The sequence below is a fragment of the Nocardia blacklockiae genome (genome assembly GCF_015477355.1).
GTDB classification, from domain to species: Bacteria; Actinomycetota; Actinomycetes; order Mycobacteriales; family Mycobacteriaceae; genus Nocardia; species Nocardia blacklockiae.
The window spans coordinates 34,337-59,023 of record NZ_JADLRJ010000015.1 but is presented as its reverse complement, the minus strand read 5'-3'; the positions used below and the strand labels follow the sequence as shown (position 1 = coordinate 59,023).

11 protein-coding genes are annotated in these 24,687 nt (G+C 73.0%); 6 read left to right on the top strand and 5 right to left on the bottom strand.

Annotated features, from left to right (window positions below):
* Positions 1-365: 365 nt before the first annotated feature.
* The gene (locus tag IU476_RS30935; protein ID WP_195105847.1) at positions 366-1,850 is read right to left on the bottom strand and encodes a DHA2 family efflux MFS transporter permease subunit; all 1,485 of its coding nucleotides are present in this window, start codon (positions 1,848-1,850) and stop codon (positions 366-368) included.
* A gap of 275 nt (positions 1,851-2,125) precedes the next feature.
* On the opposite strand from IU476_RS30935, the gene IU476_RS30930 reads away from it, so the two are divergent.
* From IU476_RS30930 to IU476_RS30905, 6 genes are all read left to right on the top strand, one after another.
* Positions 2,126-2,788, top strand: a complete 663-nt coding sequence (locus IU476_RS30930) for a TetR/AcrR family transcriptional regulator (RefSeq protein ID WP_195105846.1) — start codon at positions 2,126-2,128, stop codon at positions 2,786-2,788.
* 49 nt (positions 2,789-2,837) lie between these two features.
* Positions 2,838-3,719: a menaquinone biosynthetic enzyme MqnA/MqnD family protein gene (locus IU476_RS30925; RefSeq protein ID WP_195105845.1), complete on the top strand. Its 882-nt coding sequence runs from the start codon at positions 2,838-2,840 to the stop codon at positions 3,717-3,719.
* Between the two features lie 32 nt (positions 3,720-3,751).
* Entirely contained in the window at positions 3,752-5,878 is a 2,127-nt protein-coding gene (locus IU476_RS30920) for an AMP-binding protein (protein ID WP_195105844.1), read from the top strand.
* Positions 5,879-5,934: 56 nt separating this feature from the next.
* Positions 5,935-11,274, top strand: coding sequence for a type I polyketide synthase (locus tag IU476_RS30915; protein WP_195105843.1), 5,340 nt, complete (start codon positions 5,935-5,937; stop codon positions 11,272-11,274).
* Positions 11,271-17,801, top strand: a complete 6,531-nt coding sequence (locus IU476_RS30910) for a type I polyketide synthase (RefSeq protein ID WP_195105842.1) — start codon at positions 11,271-11,273, stop codon at positions 17,799-17,801. Before IU476_RS30915 ends, IU476_RS30910 begins: the two co-directional genes overlap by 4 nt.
* A gap of 73 nt (positions 17,802-17,874) precedes the next feature.
* Positions 17,875-19,137, top strand: a complete 1,263-nt coding sequence (locus IU476_RS30905) for an FAD-dependent oxidoreductase (RefSeq protein WP_195105841.1) — start codon at positions 17,875-17,877, stop codon at positions 19,135-19,137.
* A gap of 206 nt (positions 19,138-19,343) precedes the next feature.
* On the opposite strand, the gene IU476_RS30900 is transcribed toward IU476_RS30905, so the two are convergent.
* From IU476_RS30900 to IU476_RS30885, 4 genes are all read right to left on the bottom strand, one after another.
* A complete protein-coding gene (locus IU476_RS30900; RefSeq protein ID WP_195105840.1) occupies positions 19,344-20,699 on the bottom strand; it encodes a cation:proton antiporter in 1,356 nt (451 codons plus the stop codon).
* 62 nt (positions 20,700-20,761) lie between these two features.
* Positions 20,762-22,060 carry an NAD(P)/FAD-dependent oxidoreductase gene (locus IU476_RS30895; protein WP_195105839.1) on the bottom strand — a complete coding sequence of 433 codons (1,299 nt, stop codon included), beginning with the start codon at positions 22,058-22,060 and terminating at the stop codon, positions 20,762-20,764.
* A gap of 18 nt (positions 22,061-22,078) precedes the next feature.
* Positions 22,079-23,806: an FAD-dependent monooxygenase gene (locus IU476_RS30890; RefSeq protein ID WP_195105838.1), complete on the bottom strand. Its 1,728-nt coding sequence runs from the start codon at positions 23,804-23,806 to the stop codon at positions 22,079-22,081.
* A 13-nt stretch (positions 23,807-23,819) separates the two neighbouring features.
* Positions 23,820-24,683, bottom strand: a complete 864-nt coding sequence (locus tag IU476_RS30885) for a hypothetical protein (RefSeq protein WP_195105837.1) — start codon at positions 24,681-24,683, stop codon at positions 23,820-23,822.
* Positions 24,684-24,687 lie beyond the last annotated feature (4 nt).

Sequence of the window (24,687 nt, the reverse complement as noted above, 5' to 3'; positions counted from 1 at the left end):
TCCACCGTTCGTCATGGTAATCGTGGAAACGACCGAATGCGTTCACACCCGATTCCGGCAACTGCCCCGCCAGTTGGGGGCACCGGCCCCGCAATTCGCCGGAAGATCCCATGTTTGGACCGCATTTTCCCCCGTTCCGATCCGGCCTCGGAAAGCACCCGATCGCCGGAAATTCTTCGCCTCCGGACGCGAAATACGAATTCCCCCGGGCACGCCGATCAGGCGTATCGGATGATCCGATACGCCCGCTCGGGAATCGAGAAATTATTCGAATTGCGCGATGCCGGTGTCAGCCGCCTTCCCGACCCGCATACGCCGCCCGCCGCGCCGTATCCGGTTCCCCGAAATGCAAGCTATGAATTCGATCACACACCGTCGCGAACTCCCGGTGCGGTGGCCGGGCCGGAGCCGTTGGCGGACACCGGCGCCGCGGGTGTGCCGGTCATCGGCAGAGCGGCCAGTGCCACCGGCACCATCGCCGCGGCCGCGAACCAGAACACCGCGTGCAGCCCGTCCAGCCACCCGGTGGTGACCGTGGTGGTGATCGCCGCGAACGCCGCGATGCCCAAACCGCCGCCCATCTGGCGGGCGGTCATGCTCATGCCGTAGCCGGAGGCGAACTTCTCCTGCGGGACCGAGGTCGCCGCCGCCGAGGACACCGCGGTCATCAGCAGGCCGATGGCCAGCCCGGAGAGCAGGCCGACCGGCAGCCACACCGCCAGGAACCGGCTCTGCTCGTGCAGCAGCAGCGCGAACAGCACCGCCGAGATCCCGAACAGCGCCGCGCCACCGATGGTCGCGAGGCGCTGGATGTCGGGATGCTTGGACTTGCCGACCACGCCCGCGCCGATCGCGGCGGTGAACGCGCCGGGCGAATTCGCCAGGCCCGCTTCCCAGATCGAGTACTTCCAGACCACGATGGTGTAGAGCGGGCAGGCCAGCAGCCACGCGAACATGGCGATGCCGAACAGGAACGACACCGCGCTCGCGGAGGCGAATTTGCGGTCGCCCCAGAGCTTCACCTCGAACACCGGCACCCGGTGCCGCAGCGAGCGCAGGATCCCGGCCGCCAGCAACACCAGGCCGCCGACCGTGGTGGCGAGGAAAGCCGCACTGGCCCAACCCCATTCGCCGCCCTGGGTGAGGCCGACGACGATCAGCCCGACGCCGAGCGCGATCAGGATGGCGCCGACCGGGTCGGGACGCTCCCGCACCTCCGGCTTGATCTCGGGCAGCCACGGGCGGCCCACCACGAAGGCCAGCAGGCCGACGGGGACGTTGATCAGGAACACCGCCCGCCAGTCCCAGGCCCACACCAGCAGGCCGCCGAGGGCGGGACCGAAGGCGGCGGCCGCGGAGGAGGCCGCCGCCCAGGCCGCCACCGCCGCGACCCGCCGCTCGGGCGGGTACGCGCCGAGCACCAGCCCGAGCGCGGCGGGGATCATGCCGCCAGCCGCCAGACCCTGCAAACACCTTGCGCCGATGAGGAATTCGACGGTGGGCGCGGCGGTGCACAGGGCCGAGGCGACGGTGAACGCGAGCAGCGACCACAGGAAGACCGCCTTGCGGCCGAACACGTCGGCGTAGCGGCCCACCGGGGTCAGCACGGCGGCGAAGAACACGGCGTAGCCCGACACCACCCACGACAGGGTGGGCAGCGCGGTGTCGGGGAAGCTCGCGAAGATGTCGGAGAACGCGACGTTCACCACGGACATGTCGAGGAAGGCCACGAAGGTGGCCACAGAAGTGATCAGCAGGACGCGCCGCGGCTCGATCGCCGGGACGGCGGCCGCGGGGATCCGGTTTGCCGAAACCTGGTTCGAGACCTTGTCGGCGATGTCGTCAGTCATGGTCCACCTGCCGGGGAGTCACGGAAGGGCACATCGGGAAGACCTCACAGTCTGTTGAACCGAACGTTCGTGCGGGATCATTAACGCACGATCGTTCGGTCCGGTCAAGACGTCTGGCACGCCTATCCGGGCAGCCCGCCTGACACACGCGCGGCGTACCGGCAGAACTCCGTCGAAAATCTCTACGAACCGGGCAGTCTGGGCGAACGATCGTTCGGCTAAGATGGAGTGCGAGGGGTACCAGCCAGGGGTTGTGAAGAAGGAGAAACGGGTCGATGACCGAGACTCGCCAGGCACGCGGCCACGACACCCGCCGTGCCATCCTGCGCGAAGCAGTCCAGGTCGGCGCGGTGGAGGGCCTGGACCGGCTCACCATCGGCCGGCTCGCCACCGCCCTGGGCGCCAGCAAGAGCGGCGTGTTCGGCCTGTTCGGCTCGAAGGAGGAGTTGCAGCTGGCCGCCATCGAGGAGGCCAAGTCGACGTTCATCGCCGAGGTCATCGGCCCGGCGCTGCGCCGACCCTCGGGCATCGAGCGGCTGCGCACCCTGTGCGAGGCCTGGCTCGACCACACCAGCCGGGACGCGGCCGCCGACGGCGCCTGCTTCTTCCTCTCGGTCGGCTCCGAGTACGGCTCGCGGCCGGGCCGGGTGCGCGACGCGATCGTGTCGGTGTGGCAGCAGTGGCACGATTTCCACCGCCAGACCATCGTCGAGGCACAGCAACTGGGCGAGATCACCGCCGCCACCGACCCGGCACAGCTGGCCTTCGAGCTGGCCGCCATAGAGCGCAGCGCGGTTGCCGACGCGACGCTGCTCGACGACACCGCCGTGTTCGACCGGGCCCGCACCGCGATGCTGCGACTGCTGCGCGAGCATGCCACCGACCCCGAGCGCATCCCCTTGCCGCCGCACACCCGTGCGGCGAACGGGCGAGCTTAGGGGCCGCGTAGGGGTTACCGCTCCTGGGCCGGTCGACGACAGTGGGCCTATGCGCTCAGTGTCCGGCCCGGGTGCCCGCAACCGGCACCGCACGACCGTGCGGCAACGTCCGCGGGTCGGCCATATCGACTTCCTCAACTGGCTGCCCATCCTGTGGGGGCTGGCCCGCACCGGCAACCTGATCGAACTGGATCTGGTGCGCGGCACCCCCGACGACCTCAGCGACGCGCTCGCCGCCGGGTCGCTCGACCTCGGGCCCATCAGCCTCGTCGAATACCTTTCGCACGCAGACGATCTGGAGCTGCTGCCGGATCTGGCGATCGGCTGCGACGGGCCGGTGATGTCGTGCCTGATCGTGAGCCGGGTGCCGCTGGACCGCCTCGACGGCGTCCCCGTCGCCCTGAGTTCGACCAGCCGGACCTCGGTACGGCTGGCGCGGCTGCTGCTCAGCGACTACGTCGGGGTGCGGCCGCGCTTCTTCGTCAGCCCGCCGGATCCCGCGACGATGTTCGCCCAGGCGCCGGCCGCGGTGCTGATCGGCGACGTGGCGCTGCGCACCGCGCTGTTCGACGCGCCCGCCCGCGGCCTGGTGGTGCACGACCTCGGGCAGATGTGGCGGGACTGGACCGGGCTGCCGTTCGTCTTCGCGGTGCTCGGCGTGCGGCGCGAGTTCGCCGCGCGGGAACCGGAGACGGTGCGCCGCGTGCACGCCGACCTGCTGGCCGCGCGGAATCTGGCGCTCGCGGAGATGGACGAGCTGTGCGAACGGGCCGCGCGCTGGGAGGAGTTCGACGCGGCGACGTTGCGGCGCTACTACACCGAGGCGCTCGACTTCGACCTCGGGCAGCGGCACCGGGAGGGCATCGCGGAGTTCGCGCGGCGCACCGGTTTCCGCACGGCTCCGCCTGTGGCACTGCCGGATTCGGCGTGACGCGGCGGCGATCGACGACAGCGGGAGGACCCATGACGGCAACGGCGGACCTCGGTCCGGCGGCACGCATCGACGCCCTGGCCCGGCAGGCCGGGCGGCGCGTCGCGGTGGTGTACGAGGGCGGCACCTACAGCTACGCCGTGCTGGCCGCGCAGGCGCGCCGGCTCGCGGCCGCGCTGGCCGCCGGCGGCGCGGGCGCCGGGGACCGCGTCGTGTACCTGGGCGGCAACAGCGTCACCTTCCTGGCCACCTTTCTCGCCACCGCGCGGCTGGGATCGGTGTTCGTGCCGGTGAATTCGCGGCTGACCGCACCGGAGGTAGCGGTGATCCTCGCCGACTGCGCGCCGCACACGCTCGTGGTCGAGCCGGGGCACCGGGAGATCGCCGAGGCGGCGGGCGGCGGCGGGCGGCGGCTGCTGGTCCCCGGCGATCCGGGCCAGGACGTCACCGAAACACCGGGCGCCCCTTGGGAAGTGCTGCCGCCGGGCGACGAGCACGAAGCTCCCGAACCGGTCCCGTGCCCGGCCGAGCGACCGGCCGTGCTGGCCTACACCTCCGGAACGACGGGCCGCCCCAAGGGCGTTCGGCTCTCGCACGGGAATCTGTGGTGGAACGGCGTCAACATGGACATGGTGGCCCCGGCCGCGCCGCTGGACGTCACCCTCGTCGTCGCGCCCCTGTTCCACACCGCCCCGCTGGGCTGCTTCACGCTGCGCACCCTGCTGCGCGGCGGAACGGTGGTGCTGCGCAGAGACTTCCAGGCCCCGCGGATGCTGGCGGACCTGGTGACCTACCGGGTCACCACGGTCTTCGCGGTGCCCGCCATGTTCGCCGCGGTGGCGGCCCTGGCCGAGTTCCCGGGCGCGGACCTCTCGGCGCTGCGCACCGCGGTCACCGCCGGCGCGCCCGCGCCCGCCCCGCTGATCGGCCGCTACCTGGAGCGGGGCATCGCGCTGCAACCGGCCTACGGCCTGACCGAGACGCTGTTCGCCGCCTGCCTGCCCGCCGACCGCACCGCCGACCATCCCGATTCGGCGGGAATCGTGCTGCCCTACACCGAGATTCGCATCGCCGACCCGGCCGGCGGCACTCCCGTCGCCGCGGGTGAGCCCGGCGAGGTGTGGCTGCGGTCCCCGACGGTGTCGGCGGGATACCGCAACGATCCTGACGCCACGGCCGCCGCGTTCGCCGACGGCTGGTTCCGCACCGGCGACATCGGCTACCTCGACGCCGACGACTGCCTGTACCTGGTCGACCGGCGCAAGGACATGATCATCGTCGGCGGCGACAACGTGTACTCGGCCGAGGTCGAGCAGGTGCTCGCCCGCTGCCCGGGCGTGACCGACGTGGCCGTGGTCGGGGTGCCCGATCCGCACGAGGGCGAGAGCGTCGTCGCGATCGTCACCGGCCGTCCCGGCCTGCACCCCGCGCTGGCCGACCTGCGGCGCTTCGCCGAGGCCGAGCTGGCGCGCTACAAGCTGCCGACGCGGGTGGTGCACGCCGCGCGGATCCCGCGTAATGCCATGGGCAAGATCGACAAGGTGGTCATCCGGGCGGCGCTGGCCGACGACGACCACAGCGTCTTCGCCGCGCCCGACGGTGACGCGCCCGAGACCCCCACTCCCCCAACTGCTCCCGACTCTTCGGTGGGCGCGGTCGCGCCGGAGTGGCTGCGCGCCCTGCCGACGCTGCCGCCCGACGAGCAGTACCGCATCGTCTTCGACGTGGTCGCCGCCGGTGTCGCCCGCACCATCCGGGGCGCGCCGCCGGTGCTGGCCGCCGAGGACCGGCTGCGCGACGTCGGCCTGGGCTCGCTGGCGGCGGTGGAGCTGGCCCGCCACCTCGGCGCCACCTTCCGCCTCGACCTGCCCAGCACGGTGCTGTTCGACCACGCCACCGTCGGCGCGCTGGTGCAGCACCTGCGCGACCGGATCGCCACCGCGGGCGCGCGCCCGCCCGTGCTGGAGCGCATCGCCGAATTCGAGCGCACGCTGCGCGACGCCCCGCACGAGCCGGCCGTGCGCGCCGAGCTGCGCGAGCGCCTGCGGGCGGCGCTCGACCATCTCTCCGGCGCGCCCGCGGTCCCCGCCGCCGACGTCACCGGCGCCACTGATCACGAACTGTTCGCCCTGCTCGACGCCGAACTCGGAACCCGCTGAGCCGCAGCCGCTTCCGCGCCGACGCCTGGCCACCCACCGTCCGGGAGGAGTGCCCGATGACCGACGAAGTCACCCTGCGCGACTATCTGAAACGCGCGACCACCGCACTGCTGGACACCCGCGCGCGACTGCATCGGCTGGAGGCCGCGCGCAGCGAGCCGATCGCGGTCGTGGGCATCGGCTGCCGCTATCCCGGCGGCATCCGCTCCCCGCAGCAGCTGTGGGAGTTCGTGGCCGCGGGCCGCGACGCGGTGCGGCCGTTCCCGGCCGACCGGGGCTGGCATCCGGAGTCGCTGCTGGGCGACGATCCCGACCGGCCCGGCACGATCACCGCCGAGGGCGGCGGATTCCTCGACGCCCCTTTCGATTTCGACGCCGACTTCTTCGGTGTCTCGCCGCGCGAGGCGCTGGCCACCGACCCGCAGCAGCGGCTGCTGCTGGAGGTGTCGTGGGAGGCCTTCGAGCGAGCGGGCCTGGACCCGGAGGCGTTGCGCCACAGCGACACCGGTGTCTTCGTCGGGGCGATGTACCACGACTACGCGAGCCGGTTGCGCAATGTGCCCGGCGAACTGGAGGCGCAGCTGGGCGCGGGCAGCGCCGCCGGCGTGCTGTCCGGGCGCGTCGCCTACACCTTCGGATTCACCGGGCCCGCGGTGACCGTGGACACCGCGTGCTCGTCGTCGCTGGTCGCGGTGCATCAGGCGATGGGCGCGCTGCGCGGCGGCGAGTGCGCGCTGGCGCTGGCGGGCGGGGTCACGGTGATGTCGACACCGGCCAGCTTCCTGGAGTTCAGCCGCCAGCGCGGCCTGGCCCGCGACGGCCGCTGCAAGGCCTACGCGGCCGCCGCCGACGGCACCGGCTTCGCCGAGGGCGTGGGAATCCTGGTGCTGGAACGGCTTTCGGACGCGCAGCGACACGGCCACCAGGTGTGGGGCGTGCTGCGCGGGTCGGCGGTGAACTCCGACGGCGACTCCACCGGGCTGACCGTGCCCAACGCCGCCGCGCAGGTGCGGGTGATCCGGCGGGCGCTGGCCGCGTCCGGCGCGACGCCGGAGGAGATCGACGCGGTCGAGGGCCACGGCACCGGCACCACGCTCGGCGACCCGATCGAGGTGCGGGCGCTGCTCGAGGTGTTCGGCGAGCGCGACGGCGACCCGCTGTGGCTCGGCTCGGTGAAGTCGAACCTGGGCCACACCCAGGGCGCGGCGGGCGTGGCCGGGGTGATCAAGATGATCATGGCGATGCGGCACGGCACCCTCCCCGCCACCCTGCACGTCGACGAGCCGACCCCGCACGTGGACTGGGCGGCCGGCGCGGTGCGGCCGGTGCGCGAGCCGCGGCCCTGGCCCGACACCGGGCGGCCGCGCCGGGCCGGGGTGTCGTCGTTCGGGATCAGCGGCACCAACGCGCACGTGGTCGTCGAGCAGCCGCCGCGGACCGCGCCCGCCGCGGACCCGGATTCCGGCGCGGCACCCACGACGGCGGCACCGGTGCGGTCCGGAACACTGCCGGAACCCTTGCCGCCGTTGACGATCTGGGTGCTGTCGGCGCGCACCGACGCGGCGCTGGCCGGGCAGGCCGCCGAGCTGGCCCGGCACGTGCGCGCGCACCCGGAGGTCGCGGCCGCCGAGATCGGCCGGGCGCTGGTCACGACCCGGTCCCGGTTCGCCCGGCGCGCCGTCGTCTTCGGCCACGACCGCGGCGAATTGCTCACCGCCCTGGACACTCTCGCCGCGGGCGGGCAGTCACCGGCGATCGTGCGCGGCGTCGCGCCCGCCGCACCGGCCCGCACGGCCGTGATGTTCCCCGGGCAGGGCGCGCAGCGGGTCGCCATGGGCCGGCGGCTGCACGCCGCGCATCCGTTGTACGCCAATGCCTTCGACGAGGTGTGCGCGACCTTCGCCGACCATCTCGACGCCGACCTGGCCGAGGTGGTGTTCGCCGAGCCGGGCAGCGCGAGCGCGGAACTGCTGGGGCGCACCAGCTTCACGCAGGCGGCGCTCTTCGCGGTCGAGGTGGCGCTCTACCGGCTGGGCGAATCCTTCGGGCTGGCACCGGATTACCTCATCGGCCATTCCATCGGCGAACTCACCGCCGCCTACCTGGCCGGGGTGTGGAGCCTGCCGGACGCGGTGACCCTGGTGGCGGCGCGCGGGCGGCTGATGGACCGGCTGCCGGGCCACGGCAGCATGATCGCGGTCGCCGCCGCCGAGCACAAGGTGACGCCGCTGCTGGTCGGCCGCGAGCACGCGGTGTCGGTGGCGGCGGTCAACGGCACCGCGGCGGTGGTGCTCTCCGGCGCCGACACCGCGGTCGGCGAGATCGCGGCCACCCTGGAGACGCTGGGGCGGCGCACCTCCCGGTTGCGGGTCGCGCACGCCTTCCACTCGCCGCTGGTGGAGCCGATGCTCGACGAGTTCGCGCGGGTGTGCGCGAGCGTCGAATACCGTGAGCCGACGCTGCCGATCGTCTCCAATGTGACCGGGGCACTGGCGGATCCGGCACGCCTGCGCGACCCGCGGTACTGGGTCGAGCAGGTCCGCCACCCGGTGCGCTTCTTCGACGGCCTGCGCCGGCTGCACGACGAGCACGGCGTGCGGGTGTTCGTGGAGGCCGGGCCGGGCAGCACGCTCACCGCCCTGACGCGCGAGGCGTTCGCCGACGAACCGGCCGTGACCGCCGCGCCGCTGCTGCCGAGCCGGCTGCCCGAACCGGACGCGGTCGTGGCCGGGCTCGCCACCGCGCACGCGGCGGGCACCCCGATCCGCTGGTATCCCCCGACCGCCGCCGCGCCGGCGCAGCTGCCGACCTACGCCTTCCAGCGCCGCCGCTACTGGCTCGACGCCGGGGACACCGTCGGCGCGGACCGCGAGCGGACCGGGCACCCGCTGCTGGACCGGTGCCTGGCGCTGGCCGACGGCGGATACCTGTTCTCCGGCACCGTCTCTCGCGCCGGCTGGGTGGCCGACCACGTGGTGCACGGCGCGACGCTGCTGCCGGCGACGGCGTTCCTGGACATGGCACTGCTGGCCGCGGACCGGGCGGGCGCCGACTACCTCGAGGAGCTGACGCTGCTCGCGCCGCTGACCGTCCCCGACGGCGGCGCGGTCCCCGTGCAGCTGGCGATGACCGCGGCCGACGCCGGGTACCGCCGCGCGCTCACCATCCATTCGCGCACCCCCGCCGGTGACTGGGTGCGGCACGCGGAGGCGACGCTGGCCCCGGCGCCCGCCGACTCGGCCCACCCGGCCATGCACGGCTGGCCGCCGGAGAACGCCGAACCCGTCGACCTGGACGCGCGGTACCGCGATCTCACCGCGGCGGGTTACCACTACGGACCGGCCTTCCGCGGCGCGCGGGAACTGTACGTGCGCGACGCCGAGCAGTTCACCGCCGTCACCGCCCCGGCCGGGGTGCATCCGGGCGGCCACCGGATTCATCCCGCGCTGCTCGACGCCGCGCTGCATCCGCTGGCCGCCACCTCCGGGCCGACCCTGCTGCCGTTCTCCTGGCGCGGCATCCGGTTCTTCGGTCCCGCCGCGGGCACGGTCCGCGCGCGGCTGACCGGCGGCGCGGAGGCCGCGCTCGATCTCGTCGACGCCGCCGACCGGCCGGTGCTGTCGGTGGACGCGCTGGTGTTGCGTCCGGTGGACGTCGGCACGCTGACCGCCGGTGACGGCCGCTACCGGCTGGGCTGGATCCGTTCGGCTCCCGAGGTCGCCAGTCTGTCGTGGTCGGAGCTGAACTGGTTCGAACTGCCCGCGTACGAGCCGACTCCGGCCGGGGTGCGCGCGGCGCTGGACACGGCGCTGGACCGGATCCGGTCGTGGCTGCGCGAGGCCGAGAGCGGGCCGCTGGGCTTCCGCACCCGCGGCGCGGTGGCGGTGGGCGGCGCGGCGATCACCGATCCGGCCGCGGCGGCGGTGTGGGGACTGGTGCGGTCGGCGCAGTCGGAGCATCCGGGCCGGTTCGTGCTGGTCGACTCCGACGGCAGCCCGGCCGGGCCGCTGCCCGCCGACGAACCCCAGATCGCCACGCGCGCAGGCGATGTGCTGGTGCCGCGCCTGGTGCCCGTGTACGAGCCGCCCAGCGCCACGCCGTGGCCCACCGAGGGCACCGTGTTGATCACGGGTGCGGGCGGCGGGCTCGGCGGCCTGGTGGCACGGCATCTGGCCACCCGCCACGGCGTGCGGCACCTGCTGCTGCTCGGGCGCGGGCCGATCGATCCGCGCGGCCTCGGCCTGGGCGGCGAGGTCGCCGTGACGACCGCCGAATGCGATGTCGCCGACCGGGATTCGCTCGCGAAAGTACTGTCGCGCATTCCCGCCGAGCATCCGCTGACGGCCGTGGTGCACGCCGCGGGCGTCGCCGACGACGGGCTCGTCGACTCGCTGACGCCCGAGCAGTTCGACCGGGTGCTGCGGGCGAAGGTCGACGGCGCGTGGAATCTGCACGAACTCACCGCCGACGCGAAACTGTCCGCGTTCGTGCTGTTCTCGTCGGTGGCGGGGCTGATCGGCGCGCCCGGGCAGGGCAACTACGCGGCCGCCAACGCCTACCTGGAGGCGCTGGCCTGGCAACGCCACGCCCAGGGACTGCCGGCCACCGCCCCCGCCTGGGGACTGTGGGCGCGCACGACCGGAGTGTCCGCGGGCCTGGGCGAGGCGGATCGAGCGCGGTTGGCCCGCACCGGAATTCTGCCGCTGTCGGATGCCGAAGGCCTGGCCCTGTTCGACGCCGCGGGTGGCGGTGGCGACGCCGTGCCGGTCCTGGCGGCACTCGACCGCGGCCGCCTCGATCCCGCGAGCGCACCACCGGCCCTGCGCGGGCTGGCCCGGCCGCGCCGCGAACCGCGCCCGCGCACCGACCGCCCGGCGCTCGACACACCGGCGTTCCCGGCGCGTTTCGCCGCGCTGGCGGCCACCGAGCGGCGCGACCTCGTGCACGATCTGGTGCACGAACTCGTCGCCGCGGTCCTCGGGCACACCGTCGACCTGCCGACCACCGATCGCACCTTCACCGAACTGGGCTTCGACTCGCTCACCGGCATGGAGTTGCGCACCCGGCTGACGGCCGCGACGGGGCTGCGGCTGCCCGCGACCCTGGTCTTCGACCACCCCACGCCGGACGCGCTCGCCGCGCACCTGCACGCCGAACTGGTCGCGACCACCGAGGAGGCGACCGAGCCCGCGCCGGTGCGGCGGCTGCACGAGACCGAGCCCACGCCGGGCGAGGACACCGGCGCGGAGTCGGCGTCGATCCTGCACATGGACGCCGCCGACCTGATCCGCATGGCGCACGGCGGCGACGCGGGCCGTGGTGCCGCCGGGTCGGGCTCCACGGACTTCTGGACCGACGGCAACGACTTCTTCGACGACGACCAGGGGACGGCATGACGGATCCGAACGCCGAACTGATCGAGGCCCTGCGCACCGCCCTGGTGGAGCGAGACCGGTTGCGGCGCGAGAATTCCCGGCTCACCGCCCGCCTCGACGAACCGATCGCCGTCATCGGCATGAGCTGCCGGTTCCCCGGCGGCGTGCGGACCCCGGACCAGTGGTGGGATTTCGTGGCCGCCGGGCGCGACGGGATCACCGCCTTCCCCGCCGATCGCGGCTGGCGCGACGACGACCGCGCCGAACGCGGCGACTACCCCCGGGTCGGCGGATTCCTCGACGACGCACTGGATTTCGATCCCGAGATGTTCGGCGTCTCGCCGCGCGAGGCGCTGGCCACCGACCCGCAGCAGCGGCTGCTGCTGGAGGCGTCGTGGGAGGCCTTGGAGCACGCCCGCATCGATCCGACGACGCTGCGGGGCTCGCCGACCGCGGTGTTCGCGGGCGTGATGTACCACGACTACGCCGACCGGCTCGGGACGGTGCCCGAACGGGTCGAGGGGCATCTGCGCACGGGCAGCCTCGGCAGCGTGGTGTCCGGGCGGGTGGCCTTCGCGCTCGGTTTGCAGGGCCCGGCGGTGACGATCGACACGGCCTGCTCCTCGTCGCTGGTGGCGATGCATCTGGCCGGACACGCACTGCGGCAACGGGAATGCACGCTGGCGCTGGCCGGCGGCGTGACGGTGATGTCGACGCCGAAGGTGTTCGCCGAGTTCGCCCGGCAGGGCGGGCTGGCGCCGGACGGCCGCTGCAAGGCGTTCGGGGCGGGCGCCGACGGCACCGGCTGGTCGGAGGGTGTCGGCGTGCTCGTGCTGGAGCGGCTGTCGGACGCGCGGCGGCTCGGGCACCGCGTCCTCGCCGTGGTGCGCGGTTCGGCGGTCAACTCCGACGGCGCCTCCAACGGGCTCACCGCGCCCAGCGGTCCCGCCCAGCAGCGCGTCATCCGGCAGGCGCTGGCGGCCGCGGGGCTGCGACCCGACGACATCGACGTGGTGGAGGGCCACGGCACCGGCACCAAACTCGGCGACCCCGTCGAAATCCAGGCGCTCCTGGACACTTACGGCCCGGGCCGCACCCGGCCGCTGTGGCTGGGTTCGGTGAAATCGAACGTCGGCCACACCCAGGCCGCGGCCGGAGTGGCGGGCGTGATCAAGTCGATTCTCGCGATGCGCCACGGCACCGTTCCGCCCACCCTGCACGCGGAAGCACCCTCGCCCCATGTGGAATGGGACGCGGGCCCGGTCCGGCTGGTCACCGAAACCCAGGCGTGGCCCGACACCGGCCGCCCGCGCCGCGCGGCGGTCTCGTCCTTCGGCATCAGCGGCACCAATGCCCACGTGATCCTCGAACAGGCCCCTGCCGACGAGCAGATCCCAGCGACCGATTCGCCCGCAGCACAGCCGGACTCGAAGGTTCGGCCGCAGTCGACACAGGCCACAGGCGAGGCCACCGGTCCTGGCACCGAGGTTTCTGCGGTCGGGCCGAATCCGATGGTGTGGTTGTTGTCGGCGCGTTCCGAGGGCGCGCTGACCGGGCAGGCCGGGCGGCTGGCGGAGTACGTCGGGGCGCGGCCGGAGTTGTCGGCGGCGGATGTCGGATTGTCCTCGGCGGCAACGCGTTCGCGGTTTCCGCATCGGGCGGTGGTGGTCGGGCGCGACCGCGCCGAACTCACGGAGCGCTTGATCGCGTTCGCCGAAGGGGCAACAGGGCCCGGTGTCGTGCGCGGCGCCGCGGCACCGCGGGTCAAGACCGCGTTCTTGTTCCCCGGCCAAGGGTCGCAGCGGGTCGGGGCGGGCCGCGAGCTGTATGCCCGGTATCCGGTGTTCGCGGCGACGTTCGACGAGGTCGCGGGGCTACTGGATCGGCATCTCGAGCGGCCGTTGCGCGAGATCATGTGGGCCGCAGCGGGTAACCCGGACGCCGCGCTGCTCGATCGCACCGATTTCACGCAGGCGGCACTGTTCACCGTCGAGGTCGCGCTGTACCGGCTGCTCGAATCCTGGGGTGTGACACCGGATTTCCTGCTCGGACATTCGATCGGCGAAGTGAGCGCCGCGTATCTGGCCGGGGTGTGGTCGCTGGCCGATGCCACCGCCTTGGTCGCCGCGCGCGGCCGGCTGATGCAGGGCCTGCCGCCGGGCGGGGCGATGCTGGCGGTCGCCGCGGCGGAGGCCGCCGTGCAGGCGCTGCTCGCGCCGCACGGCGACCGGGTGGCGATCGCGGCCGTGAACGGGCCTGCCGCAGTGGTGGTTTCCGGTGACGAGCCCGCGGTGGACGAGATCGCGGCGCAGGCCGCGGCCCGCGGATTCACCACGAGACGACTGCGGGTGAGCCACGCCTTCCACTCCCCGCGCATGCGCCCCATGCTCGACGATTTCGCCGCGGTGTGCGCGGCGCTCACCTACCACCCGCCGACGATCCCGATCGTCTCCGACCTCACCGGCCGACCGGCCGATCCCGCCGCGCTGCGCACCCCGGAGTACTGGGTGCGGCACGTCGCCGAACCGGTGCGTTTCGCCGACGGCGTGCGGTGGTTGCGGGAATCGGGACGGGTCGCCGTCTTCGCCGAGGTAGGTCCGGGGGCGGCGCTGTCGTCGCTGGTGGCCGTGGACGGCGGGGCCGTGGCCGCGCTGTTGCGGCCCGGGCGGCCGGAGGCGGAGGCGGTCGTCACCGGGGTGGCGGAAGCCTATGTCGCCGGTGCGTCGGTGGACTGGAGCGCGTTGACGCCCGGGGCCGAGATCGTCGACCTGCCGACGTATGCGTTTGCGCACCAGCGCTTCTGGTTGCCGTACACACCGCCCGCCGACGTCCGCGCGGCCGGGCTGTCACCGGCCGGCCATCCCCTGCTCGGCGCGGTCGTCGCCGGACCCGGCGACACGGCCACGGTCCTCACCGGCGCGCTGTCCGTGCGAGACCATCCGTGGCTGGCGGATCACCGCGTCGGCGACCGGATCCTGGTGCCCGCCACGGTCTTCGTGGAGCTGGCATTGCGGGCCGCGGACGAGGTGGGCGGGCGCGGCATCGCGGACCTGGTGGTCACGACGCCTCTGGTACTCAGCGACGAGCCCGCGCAGTTGCAGGTCCGCGTCGAACCGGCCGGGCCGGATGGCAAGCGCGCGTTCACCGTATACGCCAGGACCGGCGCGGGAGCGTGGTCCGCGCACGCCGAGGGCGCACTCGAGACCGATGCCCCGGACGCACCCGCTTCCGACGGCACCGAGCGTTCCCCCGCCTGGCCGCCGCCGGGCGCGGTGGAACTCGATGTCGAGGAGCTGTACCGGCAGTTGGAGGCGGCGGGCCTGCGTTACGGTCCCACGTTCCGCGGCCTGCGCGAGGTGTGGCGCGACGGCCCGGATCTCGTTGCGCGCGTGGCGCTTTCCGAGGAGGTCGACGCGGAGGGCTACCACCTGCATCCCACTCTGCTCGACGCGGCGCTGCACGGGCTGATCGCCCTGTCCGAGCACGAGGGAACGCGGCTGCCGTTCGCCTGGCGCGGCGTGGAGCTGTCCGCCCAGGGCGCGACCGAACTGCGCGTCCGGTTGTCAGGCACGGCCGCCGACAACGCCACCGTGGTGCTCACCGATCCGGCGGGCGCGCCGGTGGTCACGGTCGACTCCCTCGAATTGCGTTCGGCCCCGGTGGTTTCCGGCACACCGCTCAGCGATCCCCTGTACTCGGTGGAGTGGGTCTCCGCCGCCGAACCGGCGGGAGATCCCGGCCGCTACGACATCCACTTCGCGCCCGCCGGGGAAGCCGGACTCGATTCGGCCACACAAATCGGCGATCACCCGAAGACGTTCCAGGCCAACGGATCCGACACCAACGGCCACAGCACAACGGCATCGGAAGCACCCGGCCGCGAGGTGATCGTCCTCCGCGCCGACGCGGAGCCGACCACCGGCGTGGCGGACCAACCCGCGCTCGTCCGCCACCACGTCACCCACCTCCTGAGCCGCATGCAGGACCTGCTCACCACCGACCCGGACACACCGATCGTCGTCCTCACCCACGGCGCCGTCACCACCGACCCGTCCCGCGAACAGCCCGATCTCGCCGGAGCCGCCGCGTGGGGCCTGATCCGCAGCGCCCAAGCCGAGTACCCGGATCGCATCGTCCTGCTGGACCTCGACTCCTCCGTCGACGAACACCTCCACACGCTGATCCCGCGGGCGCTCGCCACCCGGGAACCGCAAATCGCCGCACGCGGCGGCGACCTGCTGGTCCCCCGGCTCACCCGCAGCACACCGGAATCGGGCCCTGACCTGTTGCGCGGCGAGGCTTGGCAACTCGTCGTCACCGAGCCCGGCACCCTGGACTCGGTGGCCTTGCGCCCTGCCGAGCAAGCACCGACACCGCTGGGGCCCCGCGAGATTCGCGTGACGATGCGCGCGGCCGGAGTCAACTTCCGCGACATCCTGATCGGCCTCGGCATGTACCCGAATCCCGCCGCGGTGCTCGGCGGCGAGGGCGCGGGCGTGGTGCTCGAAGTAGGTTCGCAGGTCACGGATTTCGTGCCCGGCGACCGCGTGATGGGCCTGTTCGACGGCATCGGCACGACGGTCACGACCGATCACCGCCTCGCGGCACGCATTCCGGAAGGCTGGTCGTTCGCGCAGGCGGCCGCCGTCCCGGTCGTCTTCCTCACCGCCTACTACGCGCTCGCCGATCTCGCCGGGCTGCGGGCCGGGGAATCGGTGCTCGTGCACGCTGGCACCGGCGGCGTCGGCACCGCCGCCCTGCAACTGGCACGGCACTGGGGCGCAACGGTTTTCGCGACCGCGAGCACGGGCAAACAGCACGTCCTGCGCGACCGCGGCCTGGACGACGACCACATCGCCGACTCCCGCACCCTGGCATTCGAGGACCACTTCCGCACCGTCACGGCCGGACGCGGCGTGGACGTCGTGCTCGATTCCCTCGCAGGCGATTTCGTCGACGCCTCGCTGCGGCTGCTGCCGCGCGGCGGCCGATTCGTCGAAATGGGCGTCACCGACGTCCGCGACCCGGCCGCGGTCGCCGCCGCCCACCCCGGCGTCACCTACCGGTCGTTCCTGATCACCGACGTCGACCCCGACCGCATCCGGCGCATGCTCACGGACCTGGTGACCCTGTTCGAGGCGCGCGTGCTCACCCCGCCGCCGATCACCACCTGGGACGTGCGGGACGCCGTCCCCGCACTACGCCACGTCGGGCAGGCCCGCCACATCGGCAAGGTCGTGCTGACCTGCCCGCCGGCCCTGGACCCGGCGGGCACCGTGCTCGTCACCGGCGGCACCGGCATGATCGGCGCGGCCGTCGCCCGCCACCTCGTCACCGGCTACGGCGTGCGGCACCTGCTGCTCGCCAGTCGATCCGGCGAATCCGCCCCGGGCGCAGCGGAACTGGCCGCCGAGCTCACCGCGGCGGGCGCGCGGGTCCGGATCGCGGCGTGCGACCTCACCGACCGCGGCGCCGTCGCCGAACTGCTGCGCGCGGTGCCTGCCGCGCATCCGCTCACCATGGTGATCCATGCCGCCGGAACCGTCGACGACGCGCTGTTCGCCGCCCAGACCCCCGCCCGGCTGGACCGCGTGCTGCCCGCCAAGGTCGACGCCGCCTGGCACCTGCACGAACTCACCCTCGACCGGGAGCTCGCCGCGTTCGTCGTCTTCTCCTCGGCGGCGGGCGTGCTCGGCACCCCCGGCCAGGCCAATTACGCGGCGGCCAACGCCTTCCTCGACGCCCTCGCCGCCGTCCGCCACCGCCGCGGCCGCCCGGCCGCCGCCCTGGCCTGGGGACTGTGGGCGCAGCAGAGCGCGGTGAGCGCGCACCTGGGCGACCGCGACCTCGCTCGGATGGAGCGCGCCGGATTCCGCACCCTCGGCACCGCACCGGCGCTGGCGCTGTTCGACGCCGCGCTGCGCACCGGCCTGCCGGCCACCGTCCCGATCCGCCTCGACCCCGCCGCGATCACCGATCCGCCGCCCTTGCTGCGCGGCCTGATCCGCCGCCGTCGCACCGCCGCCGCGGCGGCCGCCGAGCCCGCCGATTTCGCCGCCCGCCTGGCCGGGCACACCGCCGAGGAACAGCACCGCCTGCTGGTGGACCTGCTGGCCCAGCACGTCGCGGCGGTACTCGAACACGACACCGGCCGCGCGTTCGACGGCCGGCAGCGGTTCGCCGACCTCGGCTTCGACTCGCTCACCACCGTGGAACTGCGCAACCACCTGCGCCGTTCGACCGGCGTGACGATCTCTCCCACAGCGGTTTTCGACTACCCGACGCCCGACGCGCTGGCCGAGTACCTGCGCGACCGGATCGATCCGCCGACCGCCGCCGGGGGCAGCCTCGTCGCCGACCTCGAACGCGGCCTGGACCGGCTGGCCGACACCGACGTCGCCCGCGCCGACCTCGAACGGCTCGCCGCCAAACTCGCCGCCGCCCTGCACCGGCACCGTCCCGACACCACCGTGGACCTCATCGAGATCGCCGGGGACGACGAGATATTCGAGCTCATCGACCGCCGCTCCGACGGGCTGCCAGCATGACCCGCTGCCGGGCGTGCGCACCGAACGTGACCGTGCTTCGATCGGAACAGACCGTCGCGGAAGGAGTGTCGCCATGGTGAACGACGACCGGTACGACGTCGTGGTGGCCGGCGGCGGGTCGGCGGGGGTGGCCGCCGCGGTCGGCGCGGCCCGCACCGGCGCCCGCACCCTGCTGCTCGAACGCGGCCCGTGTCTGGGCGGGGCCGCGACCCTGCGCAACGTACTCACCTACTGCGGGCTCTACACCCGCGCCGACCCGCCGCGCCAGGTCGTGTTCGGCGTCGCCGAGGAGGTGCTGCGGGCGCTGCGCCGGCTCGGCGCGGTGAGCGAGCCGACCCGATTCACCTCCGTCGCCGTGGTTTTCGACCCCGAGTCGGTGAAACTGGTGCTGGACCGGCTGTGCCGCGACGCCGGTGTGGAGGTGCGGCTGGGCAGCCAGCTGGTCGGCGCGGACCGTTTCGGCAGCGTGGTGGACGCGGTGCGCGTCGCCGATCACCAAGGCCTGCACACTCTTCGGGCCGCCGCCTTCGTCGACGCCACCGGCGAGGCGGACCTGGCGGCCTTCGGCGGGGCCGCGGTCCGCTACGGCAACGGCGGACACGTGCAGAACGGCACGCTCGGTGTGCGCTTCGGCGGCATCCCCGCCACGGCGGAAGTCACCCGCGACGCCCTTGCCGACGCCGTGGCCGCCGCCAAACTGCGCGGCGCCCCGCTGCTCGCCGAACGCGGACTCGTTGCGCGCCTGCCCATTTCCGGCGACATCGTCACCTACGTGGTCGACGAGGGCTACGACGCCCGCGATGCCCGCGACCTCACCCGGGCGGAGATGCACGCGCGCGTCCAGGCGCAGGACTACCTGGCGGTGCTGCGCACCCTGCCCGGCTGCGCGAACGCCTACATCGTCGGCACCGGCCCCGAGATCGGCACCCGCGAATCCCGCCACATCCTGGGCCGCTACCGGCTCACCACCGACGAGGTGCTCGGCGCGGCCCGCCACGACGAGGTGATCGCCCTGGGCGCGTGGCCCATCGAGTACCACCCCGCGCCGGGCGTGCGCCCGCAGTGGCGGTTCATCAGCGACGACGCCCACTACCACATCCCCTGGGATGTGCTGCGCAGCAAGGACACCGACAACCTGTTCGCCGCCGGGCGCACCGTCGACGCCGACCGCTACGCCGGCGCCTCGCTGCGCGTGATGGGCACCGCCTTCGCCACCGGCCACGCCGCGGGTGTCGGCGCGGCCCTGCACGCGGGCGTCACCGACCCCGGCGTGTGCGCGGTGCAGCGCGAACTGCTGCGCCAGCAGGCCTATTTGGAGCTCCCCGACGCCGCCTGAGCGATCAGGACGTTCAGCGATCGGGGAACGAGATCTTGAAGGCGAAACCGATCAGCGCGGCGCTGATCACGGATATGACGGCGATGCTCCACATGAGAACCCTCTTCGATTGGGTGCCAAGCGGATTCAACCTAGCGTGAGCTGGCTCACAGCGCTACCCGAGCGGGACGGCCCGGCCGGCGAGCAGGAGCCGGCCGGGCCCGCACCTAACCCGCGGTGACCGCGGATCTCGGTGCCGCCGCGGCGGTTTCGCCGCCCGCTCCGAAGACCAGGCCGTTCTTCCAGGCGTTGCGTTCGAACATCCGGAACAGCGGACTGGCGACGAAGGTGGTCACGATGGTCATGATGGCCAGGATCGTGAACAGCGTCGGGGTGATCAGGCCCTGGGTGAGACCGATGTTGATCAGCACCAGCTCCATCAGGCCGCGCGCGTTCGCCAGCGCGCCCATGGCGCCCGCCTCGCGCCAGCTCAGTCCCTGCCAGCGCGAGGTGAGCGAGACCGCGCCGAACTTCCCGGCGAACGACACCACCAGCACCACCGCGAGCGCGACCAGCGCCGCCGGGTGCAGCAGCAGGCTCAGCTGGGTATTCAGCCCGGCGTAGACGAAGAACGCGGGCAGCAGCAGATACGCCACCAGCGGCTCGGTCCGCTCCCGCACCATGTCCAGCAGCCGGCCGCGCGGCATCACCACGCCCGCCAGGAACGCGCCGAACACCGAGTAGATGCCGGTCCAGTCGGTGAACCAGGCGCTCACCAGCACCACCAGCAGCATCACCGTGAACGGCCCGAGCGGCAGGCCGCCGTCGGGCTTGGCGCGTAACTCCTTGTCCGCCCAGGTGTTCAGCGAGCGCAGCAGCCGCCGCCCGGCGACCAGCATCACCAGCACGAACGCGCCGCCGCCGACGAAGGCCAGCACGGCGCTGTTCATATTGCCCTTGGCGCTGGCGACGACGACCGCGAGCAGGATCCACGACCAGGCGTCGTCGAACGCGGCGCACGCCAGCGTCATGGTGCCCACCCGCGTCTTGTGCAGCCCGGAGTCGTGAATGATCCACGCCAGCACCGGAAACGCGGTGATGCCGACCGCGGCGGCGAGGAACAGCGCGGCCTGCCACGCCACCACCTTGCCGGTGAAGTAGTCGCCGTGGGTGAACAGCACGTACCCGGTGATCGCGCCGAACGCCAGCGGCACCGTCAGCCCGGCGGTCGCGGTGGCGCCCGCGACCCGGAAGTGCTCGGTGAGGATCTTGGTCTGGAACGACGACCCGACCAGGAACATGTAGAGCACCAGCCCCAGCTGCCCGACCACGTAGATCACCGTGAGCGAGGGATGCGGAATCGTCTGCCCGCCGATCCCGAGAGTGGCGGGGAACAGCCACTTCTGGGCGCTCGGCCACAGCGCGCCGAACACCGAGGGCCCGAGCAGGAAACCGGCGGCCATGATGGCGACCACCTGCATCTGCCCGAGCCGCTTGAACACCGGCCACACCAGCCGGTAGGCGGCGAGGATCACCGCCAGCTGCAGGAAGAAGTGCAGCGTGAGTTCGAGAAACGACGGCATGGGTCAACACCTTTCGCTACGTCCGCGACCGCGGGGTGGCCGCGGTCGCGGACGCGGACGGCCTAGGCCGGGATTACCGAGCCGGTCCGCGCGGAACGCGGATAGATCGGGCAGTCGGGGTAGAGGTCGAACGACGGGAACAGCGTCCAGTTCGGCTCCGCGCGCAGCCGGTTCACCAGCGGGCTCTCCTGGGTCCAGAAGTCGCCGCTGACCAGTCGCACATGCCATTTCGGGTCGAGGTCGGCGGCCATGTCCAGGATGACCTGCCCCATCACCGGCTGCCGGTTGTCGTAGACCGCGCAGATCAGGCGGTAGTAGGTGCCGTAGGCGGTCTTGAAGAACGACTCGTAGTCGGTCTTCACCTCCGCGTCGGACACGCTGCCCGCCAACCGCTCCGCCGCCAGCTCGCCCGCCCGGCGACCGGTCGCCAGCGCCAGCAGCACCCCGCCGGAGAACACCGGGTCGGTGAAGCTGCCCGCGTCGCCGACGAGGAAATAGCCGGGGCCGGTGAGGCTTTCGGCGTGGTACTCGAAGTTGCGCTCGCCCTTGAGTTCCCGCAGCACGGTCGCGCCGCGCAGCCGCTGCTGGATGCGCGGGACGCGGGCGAGGTGCTCGTCGAACACCGCTTCGGGCTTGTCGGACTGCAGAATCGACATGGGCGCGACCGCGCCGATGCTGATCGCGTCCGCGCGCAGCGGGATCGCCCACATCCACCCGTCCTGGTGGATGCCGAGCTGGGTGTCGCCCTCCACGCCGGGGTTCTGGCTCTCGTCCAGATCGCCGTAGTGCTTGAACACCGCCGCCATCTTCAGCCGGCTGTCGGACACCCGCAGGCCGAGCTTCTTCGCGATCACCCCGGCGCGGCCGGACGCGTCGGCCACGATCGGCGCTGTGGCGTGGTGGGTTTCGCCGCCGTAGGTGTAGACGACGCCGGTGACGCGGCCGTCGCCGGTCACGTCCACCTCGGTGACCGCGGCCTCCTCGAGCACGGTGACCCCGGCCTTGGCGGTCTCGTCGAGCAGGGTCTTGTCGAATTCGGCCCGCTCCACCTGGATGGCCCAGGTGCGGCGGCCGTCGCCGATCTCGCCGAAGTCGATGCGGCGGGCGTTGCCGGCGATGCCGGTCAGCTCCACGCCGGGTTTGAAGGCGTACGGCTTGGCCATGACCGCGTCCAGCAGCCCGAGCTGGTCGAGGATCTCGACGGTGTAGGGCAGGAACGATTCACCGATGTGGAACCGCGGGAACGGCACCTTCTCCAGCAGCAGCACGCGGTATCCGGCCCGCAGCATGGTGAGCGCGTACGCGCAGCCGGCGGGCCCGCCGCCGATGACAATCGTGTCGTAGGTCGTGGTTTCGGCCATGATCACTCCATTTTCGTTTCAGCGGAACGTAATTCGGTCGACTGCTCGGATCAGTTCGGTCTCGGGCCCGGCGCCGGTGCTGCGCCAGGCCACGTGCTGGTCGGGCCGCACGAGCACGGCGCCGTCGTCGTAGATCTCGCGCACCCGCGCCCAGTCGCTGTCGGCGGCCGTCAGTTCCGCTACGCGCAGCGGCAGCCCCGTGCTCTCGCGCACCCGGTGCGCGGCCGCCGCCCACGGCCGCCCGGCCGCGCCGGTGACGAGCGTGAACTCGCCGGGCGCCACCAGGTCCAGGCTGGATCGCCGGGCGCCGTCCTGCTCGACCCACGCGTGCGGGAGCCGGTGGCCGGGCCGGGTGGTGGGAATGTGCTTGTCCCCCATGGGGTCCGGCACCGGCGCGACCGTGCCGTCGGGCACCAGCGCGCCCTGTTCGTAGGCCGCGCCGATCTCGATATCCAGTGCCTGGCAGTCGATCCGGTGGGTGCGCAGCACCTCGGCGGCGCGGGCGCGGGCGGTGCGCCCGCGCGCGGAGTCCTCGAAGTAGGTGTTGAAGAAGGTGGGCCGCATCCATTCCGGCACATGAGGTCCCAGTCCCAGCGCGGCCTCGCTCACCAGTTCGGCGTTGGCGATGATGCCCACCGCCCAGTCGAGATTGCGGCGGCCGATCGGGCGGCGCTCGGCCTCGTAGGTGTCGAGCAGTCCCGGACCCGCGTGCCCGCGCTCGACCGCGGCGATCTTCCAGGTCAGGTTGTGGGCGTCCTGGATGGCGGTGTTGAGGCCCAGCCCGGCCGCGGGCGGCAGCTTGTGCGCGGCGTCCCCGGCCAGGAACACCCGGCCGTGCCGGTAACGCTGGGCGTTGACGGCATCGACGGTCCAGTTGCTCACCTTGTGCAGCCGGATCCGCAAATCCGCGATGCCCAGCGTGTCGCGGATGCGGGCCAGTACGGCGTCGCGCTGCGAGCGGGCGGGGTCGTCGGCCGCGGTGGTGAAGTGCAGGCCCCACTCCTCACTGAATCTGCCCCAGGTGGGCCCCATTTCGACGAGCGTGGCCCCCGACAGGTCCGGGCGCTTGGGGTTGACGAAGTAGGTGAGCAGCGCGCCGTCGCGCTGCCAGCGCGACAGGTCGGCGGTGAAATGCACCGTGGTGACGTGGTGGAAGCGCGGCCAGCCGTCGAAACGCACCCCGACGCGCGGCCCGACGGTGCGCCCGCCGTCCCCGGCGATGAGATATCTCGCGGCGACGGTGCTGGTCTCGCCCGCGGCGTCGCGCATGGTGGCCACGATCCGGTCGTCGTGCTCGACCCAGTCGACCAGCTCGTGCCCGTACCGGATCCGGCCGGGCGCCCGCTGCTCGGCGGCCTTGCGCAGCAACGGTTCCGAGCGGATCTGCGGCACGTTCGTCGCGGCCACCGGGCTCGCCGCCGACCAGGTCTCGCGCAGCTCGCCGCCGCCGAAGGCGTCCATCTCGTAGATCACCCGGCCGTCGAACGGGCCCTTGCCGGCCAGGGTGGTCTGCCAGCACACCGCGCCGAACTTCTCCAGCGGTGCGCCGACGGTCTCGAGCTCCGCGGCCAGGCCGTACTGCCGGAAGATCTCCATGGTGCGGTGATTGAGGTAGTGCGCCTTGGGAAGTCGCGCCGGTTCCGGGCGCTGCTCGACGAGCAGGTGGTCGATGCCCAACTCGGACAGGAAGATCGACGCCGTGAGCCCGCAGCCGCCGGCGCCCACGATGAGTACGGTTGTCTCCATCTGCGCTCCGCCGTCAATGTCCGTGGTGCTCGGGCAGATCCGGCCCGACCGCGGTCGGGCCGTCCGGGTACGGGAACGAGGCGGGGATGCCGCCGTCGTGCCCGGCGACCGCCTGCGCGGTGTTCACCGCGCCGGTGATCGGGGTGTCGCTACCGGGCACCATCCAGATGTGCAGATCCCAGGCGCGCGGGTGCACCAGGCCGGGCGGATTCGGGGCCGCCGCCGGGATGGTGCCCGGGTCCTGGCCGACCCACTCCTCGGCGGGCGGCTGGGTCACCATGTCGAAGCTCGGGAAGGCGTGCACGCCGCGCTCGTGGAAGCCCCAGTCGGTCGGATACACGCACAGCCCGTTCTCGATCGGCGTGATTCCGGGGGTGTACACCGCCCCGTAGAACCAGCCCACCAGCTCGTAGGGGAACGACGGCGTATACGGGTCGTCGTAGACCGGGTTCGGGTTCAGCGAGCGGTAGAACAGGCCCGTCGGCTGGCCGCTGGTCACCGCGTCGCGCGCGATCGTCCCGGCGGTGACGCCGTCGATGCCCTTGGCGATGATGTCCAGCGAGCGCGGCAGGTCCAGCAGCCCCACCCCGATGCCGCGGTACTGCACCCAGCCGTGCGAATCCGGGCCCCAGCCGCCGCGGGCGGCCAGCGCGACCACGTCCTGCGGCCCCGTCAGGACCCGCAGCGCGCCGAGCCGGTCGAGCACCCGGCGCTGGTCGGCGGCCAGCGAGGCGGCGCGCTGCCCGGCGTCGCACTGCCGATCCGCGGCCGGGACCCGGTCGGGTTGCAGGATGTCGCCGTCGGCGGCGGCCACCGGGGCCAGCGCCGCGGCCGTGGTCAGCGCCACGGCGAGCAGCAGCGAAAACCGAAGAGCCATCGGT

What these genes read in the sequence shown, in the direction of transcription:
- IU476_RS30920 (WP_195105844.1), top strand. Translation starts at nt 3,752, where the DNA reads ATGACGGCAACGGCGGACCTCGGTCCGGCGGCACGCATCGACGCCCTG.
- IU476_RS30935 (WP_195105847.1), bottom strand. Translation starts at nt 1,850, where the DNA reads ATGACTGACGACATCGCCGACAAGGTCTCGAACCAGGTTTCGGCAAAC.
- IU476_RS30900 (WP_195105840.1), bottom strand. Translation starts at nt 20,699, where the DNA reads ATGCCGTCGTTTCTCGAACTCACGCTGCACTTCTTCCTGCAGCTGGCG.
- IU476_RS30905 (WP_195105841.1), top strand. Translation starts at nt 17,875, where the DNA reads ATGGTGAACGACGACCGGTACGACGTCGTGGTGGCCGGCGGCGGGTCG.
- IU476_RS30930 (WP_195105846.1), top strand. Translation starts at nt 2,126, where the DNA reads ATGACCGAGACTCGCCAGGCACGCGGCCACGACACCCGCCGTGCCATC.
- IU476_RS30915 (WP_195105843.1), top strand. Translation starts at nt 5,935, where the DNA reads ATGACCGACGAAGTCACCCTGCGCGACTATCTGAAACGCGCGACCACC.
- IU476_RS30890 (WP_195105838.1), bottom strand. Translation starts at nt 23,806, where the DNA reads ATGGAGACAACCGTACTCATCGTGGGCGCCGGCGGCTGCGGGCTCACG.
- IU476_RS30895 (WP_195105839.1), bottom strand. Translation starts at nt 22,060, where the DNA reads ATGGCCGAAACCACGACCTACGACACGATTGTCATCGGCGGCGGGCCC.
- IU476_RS30910 (WP_195105842.1), top strand. Translation starts at nt 11,271, where the DNA reads ATGACGGATCCGAACGCCGAACTGATCGAGGCCCTGCGCACCGCCCTG.
- IU476_RS30925 (WP_195105845.1), top strand. Translation starts at nt 2,838, where the DNA reads ATGCGCTCAGTGTCCGGCCCGGGTGCCCGCAACCGGCACCGCACGACC.
- IU476_RS30885 (WP_195105837.1), bottom strand. Translation starts at nt 24,683, where the DNA reads ATGGCTCTTCGGTTTTCGCTGCTGCTCGCCGTGGCGCTGACCACGGCC.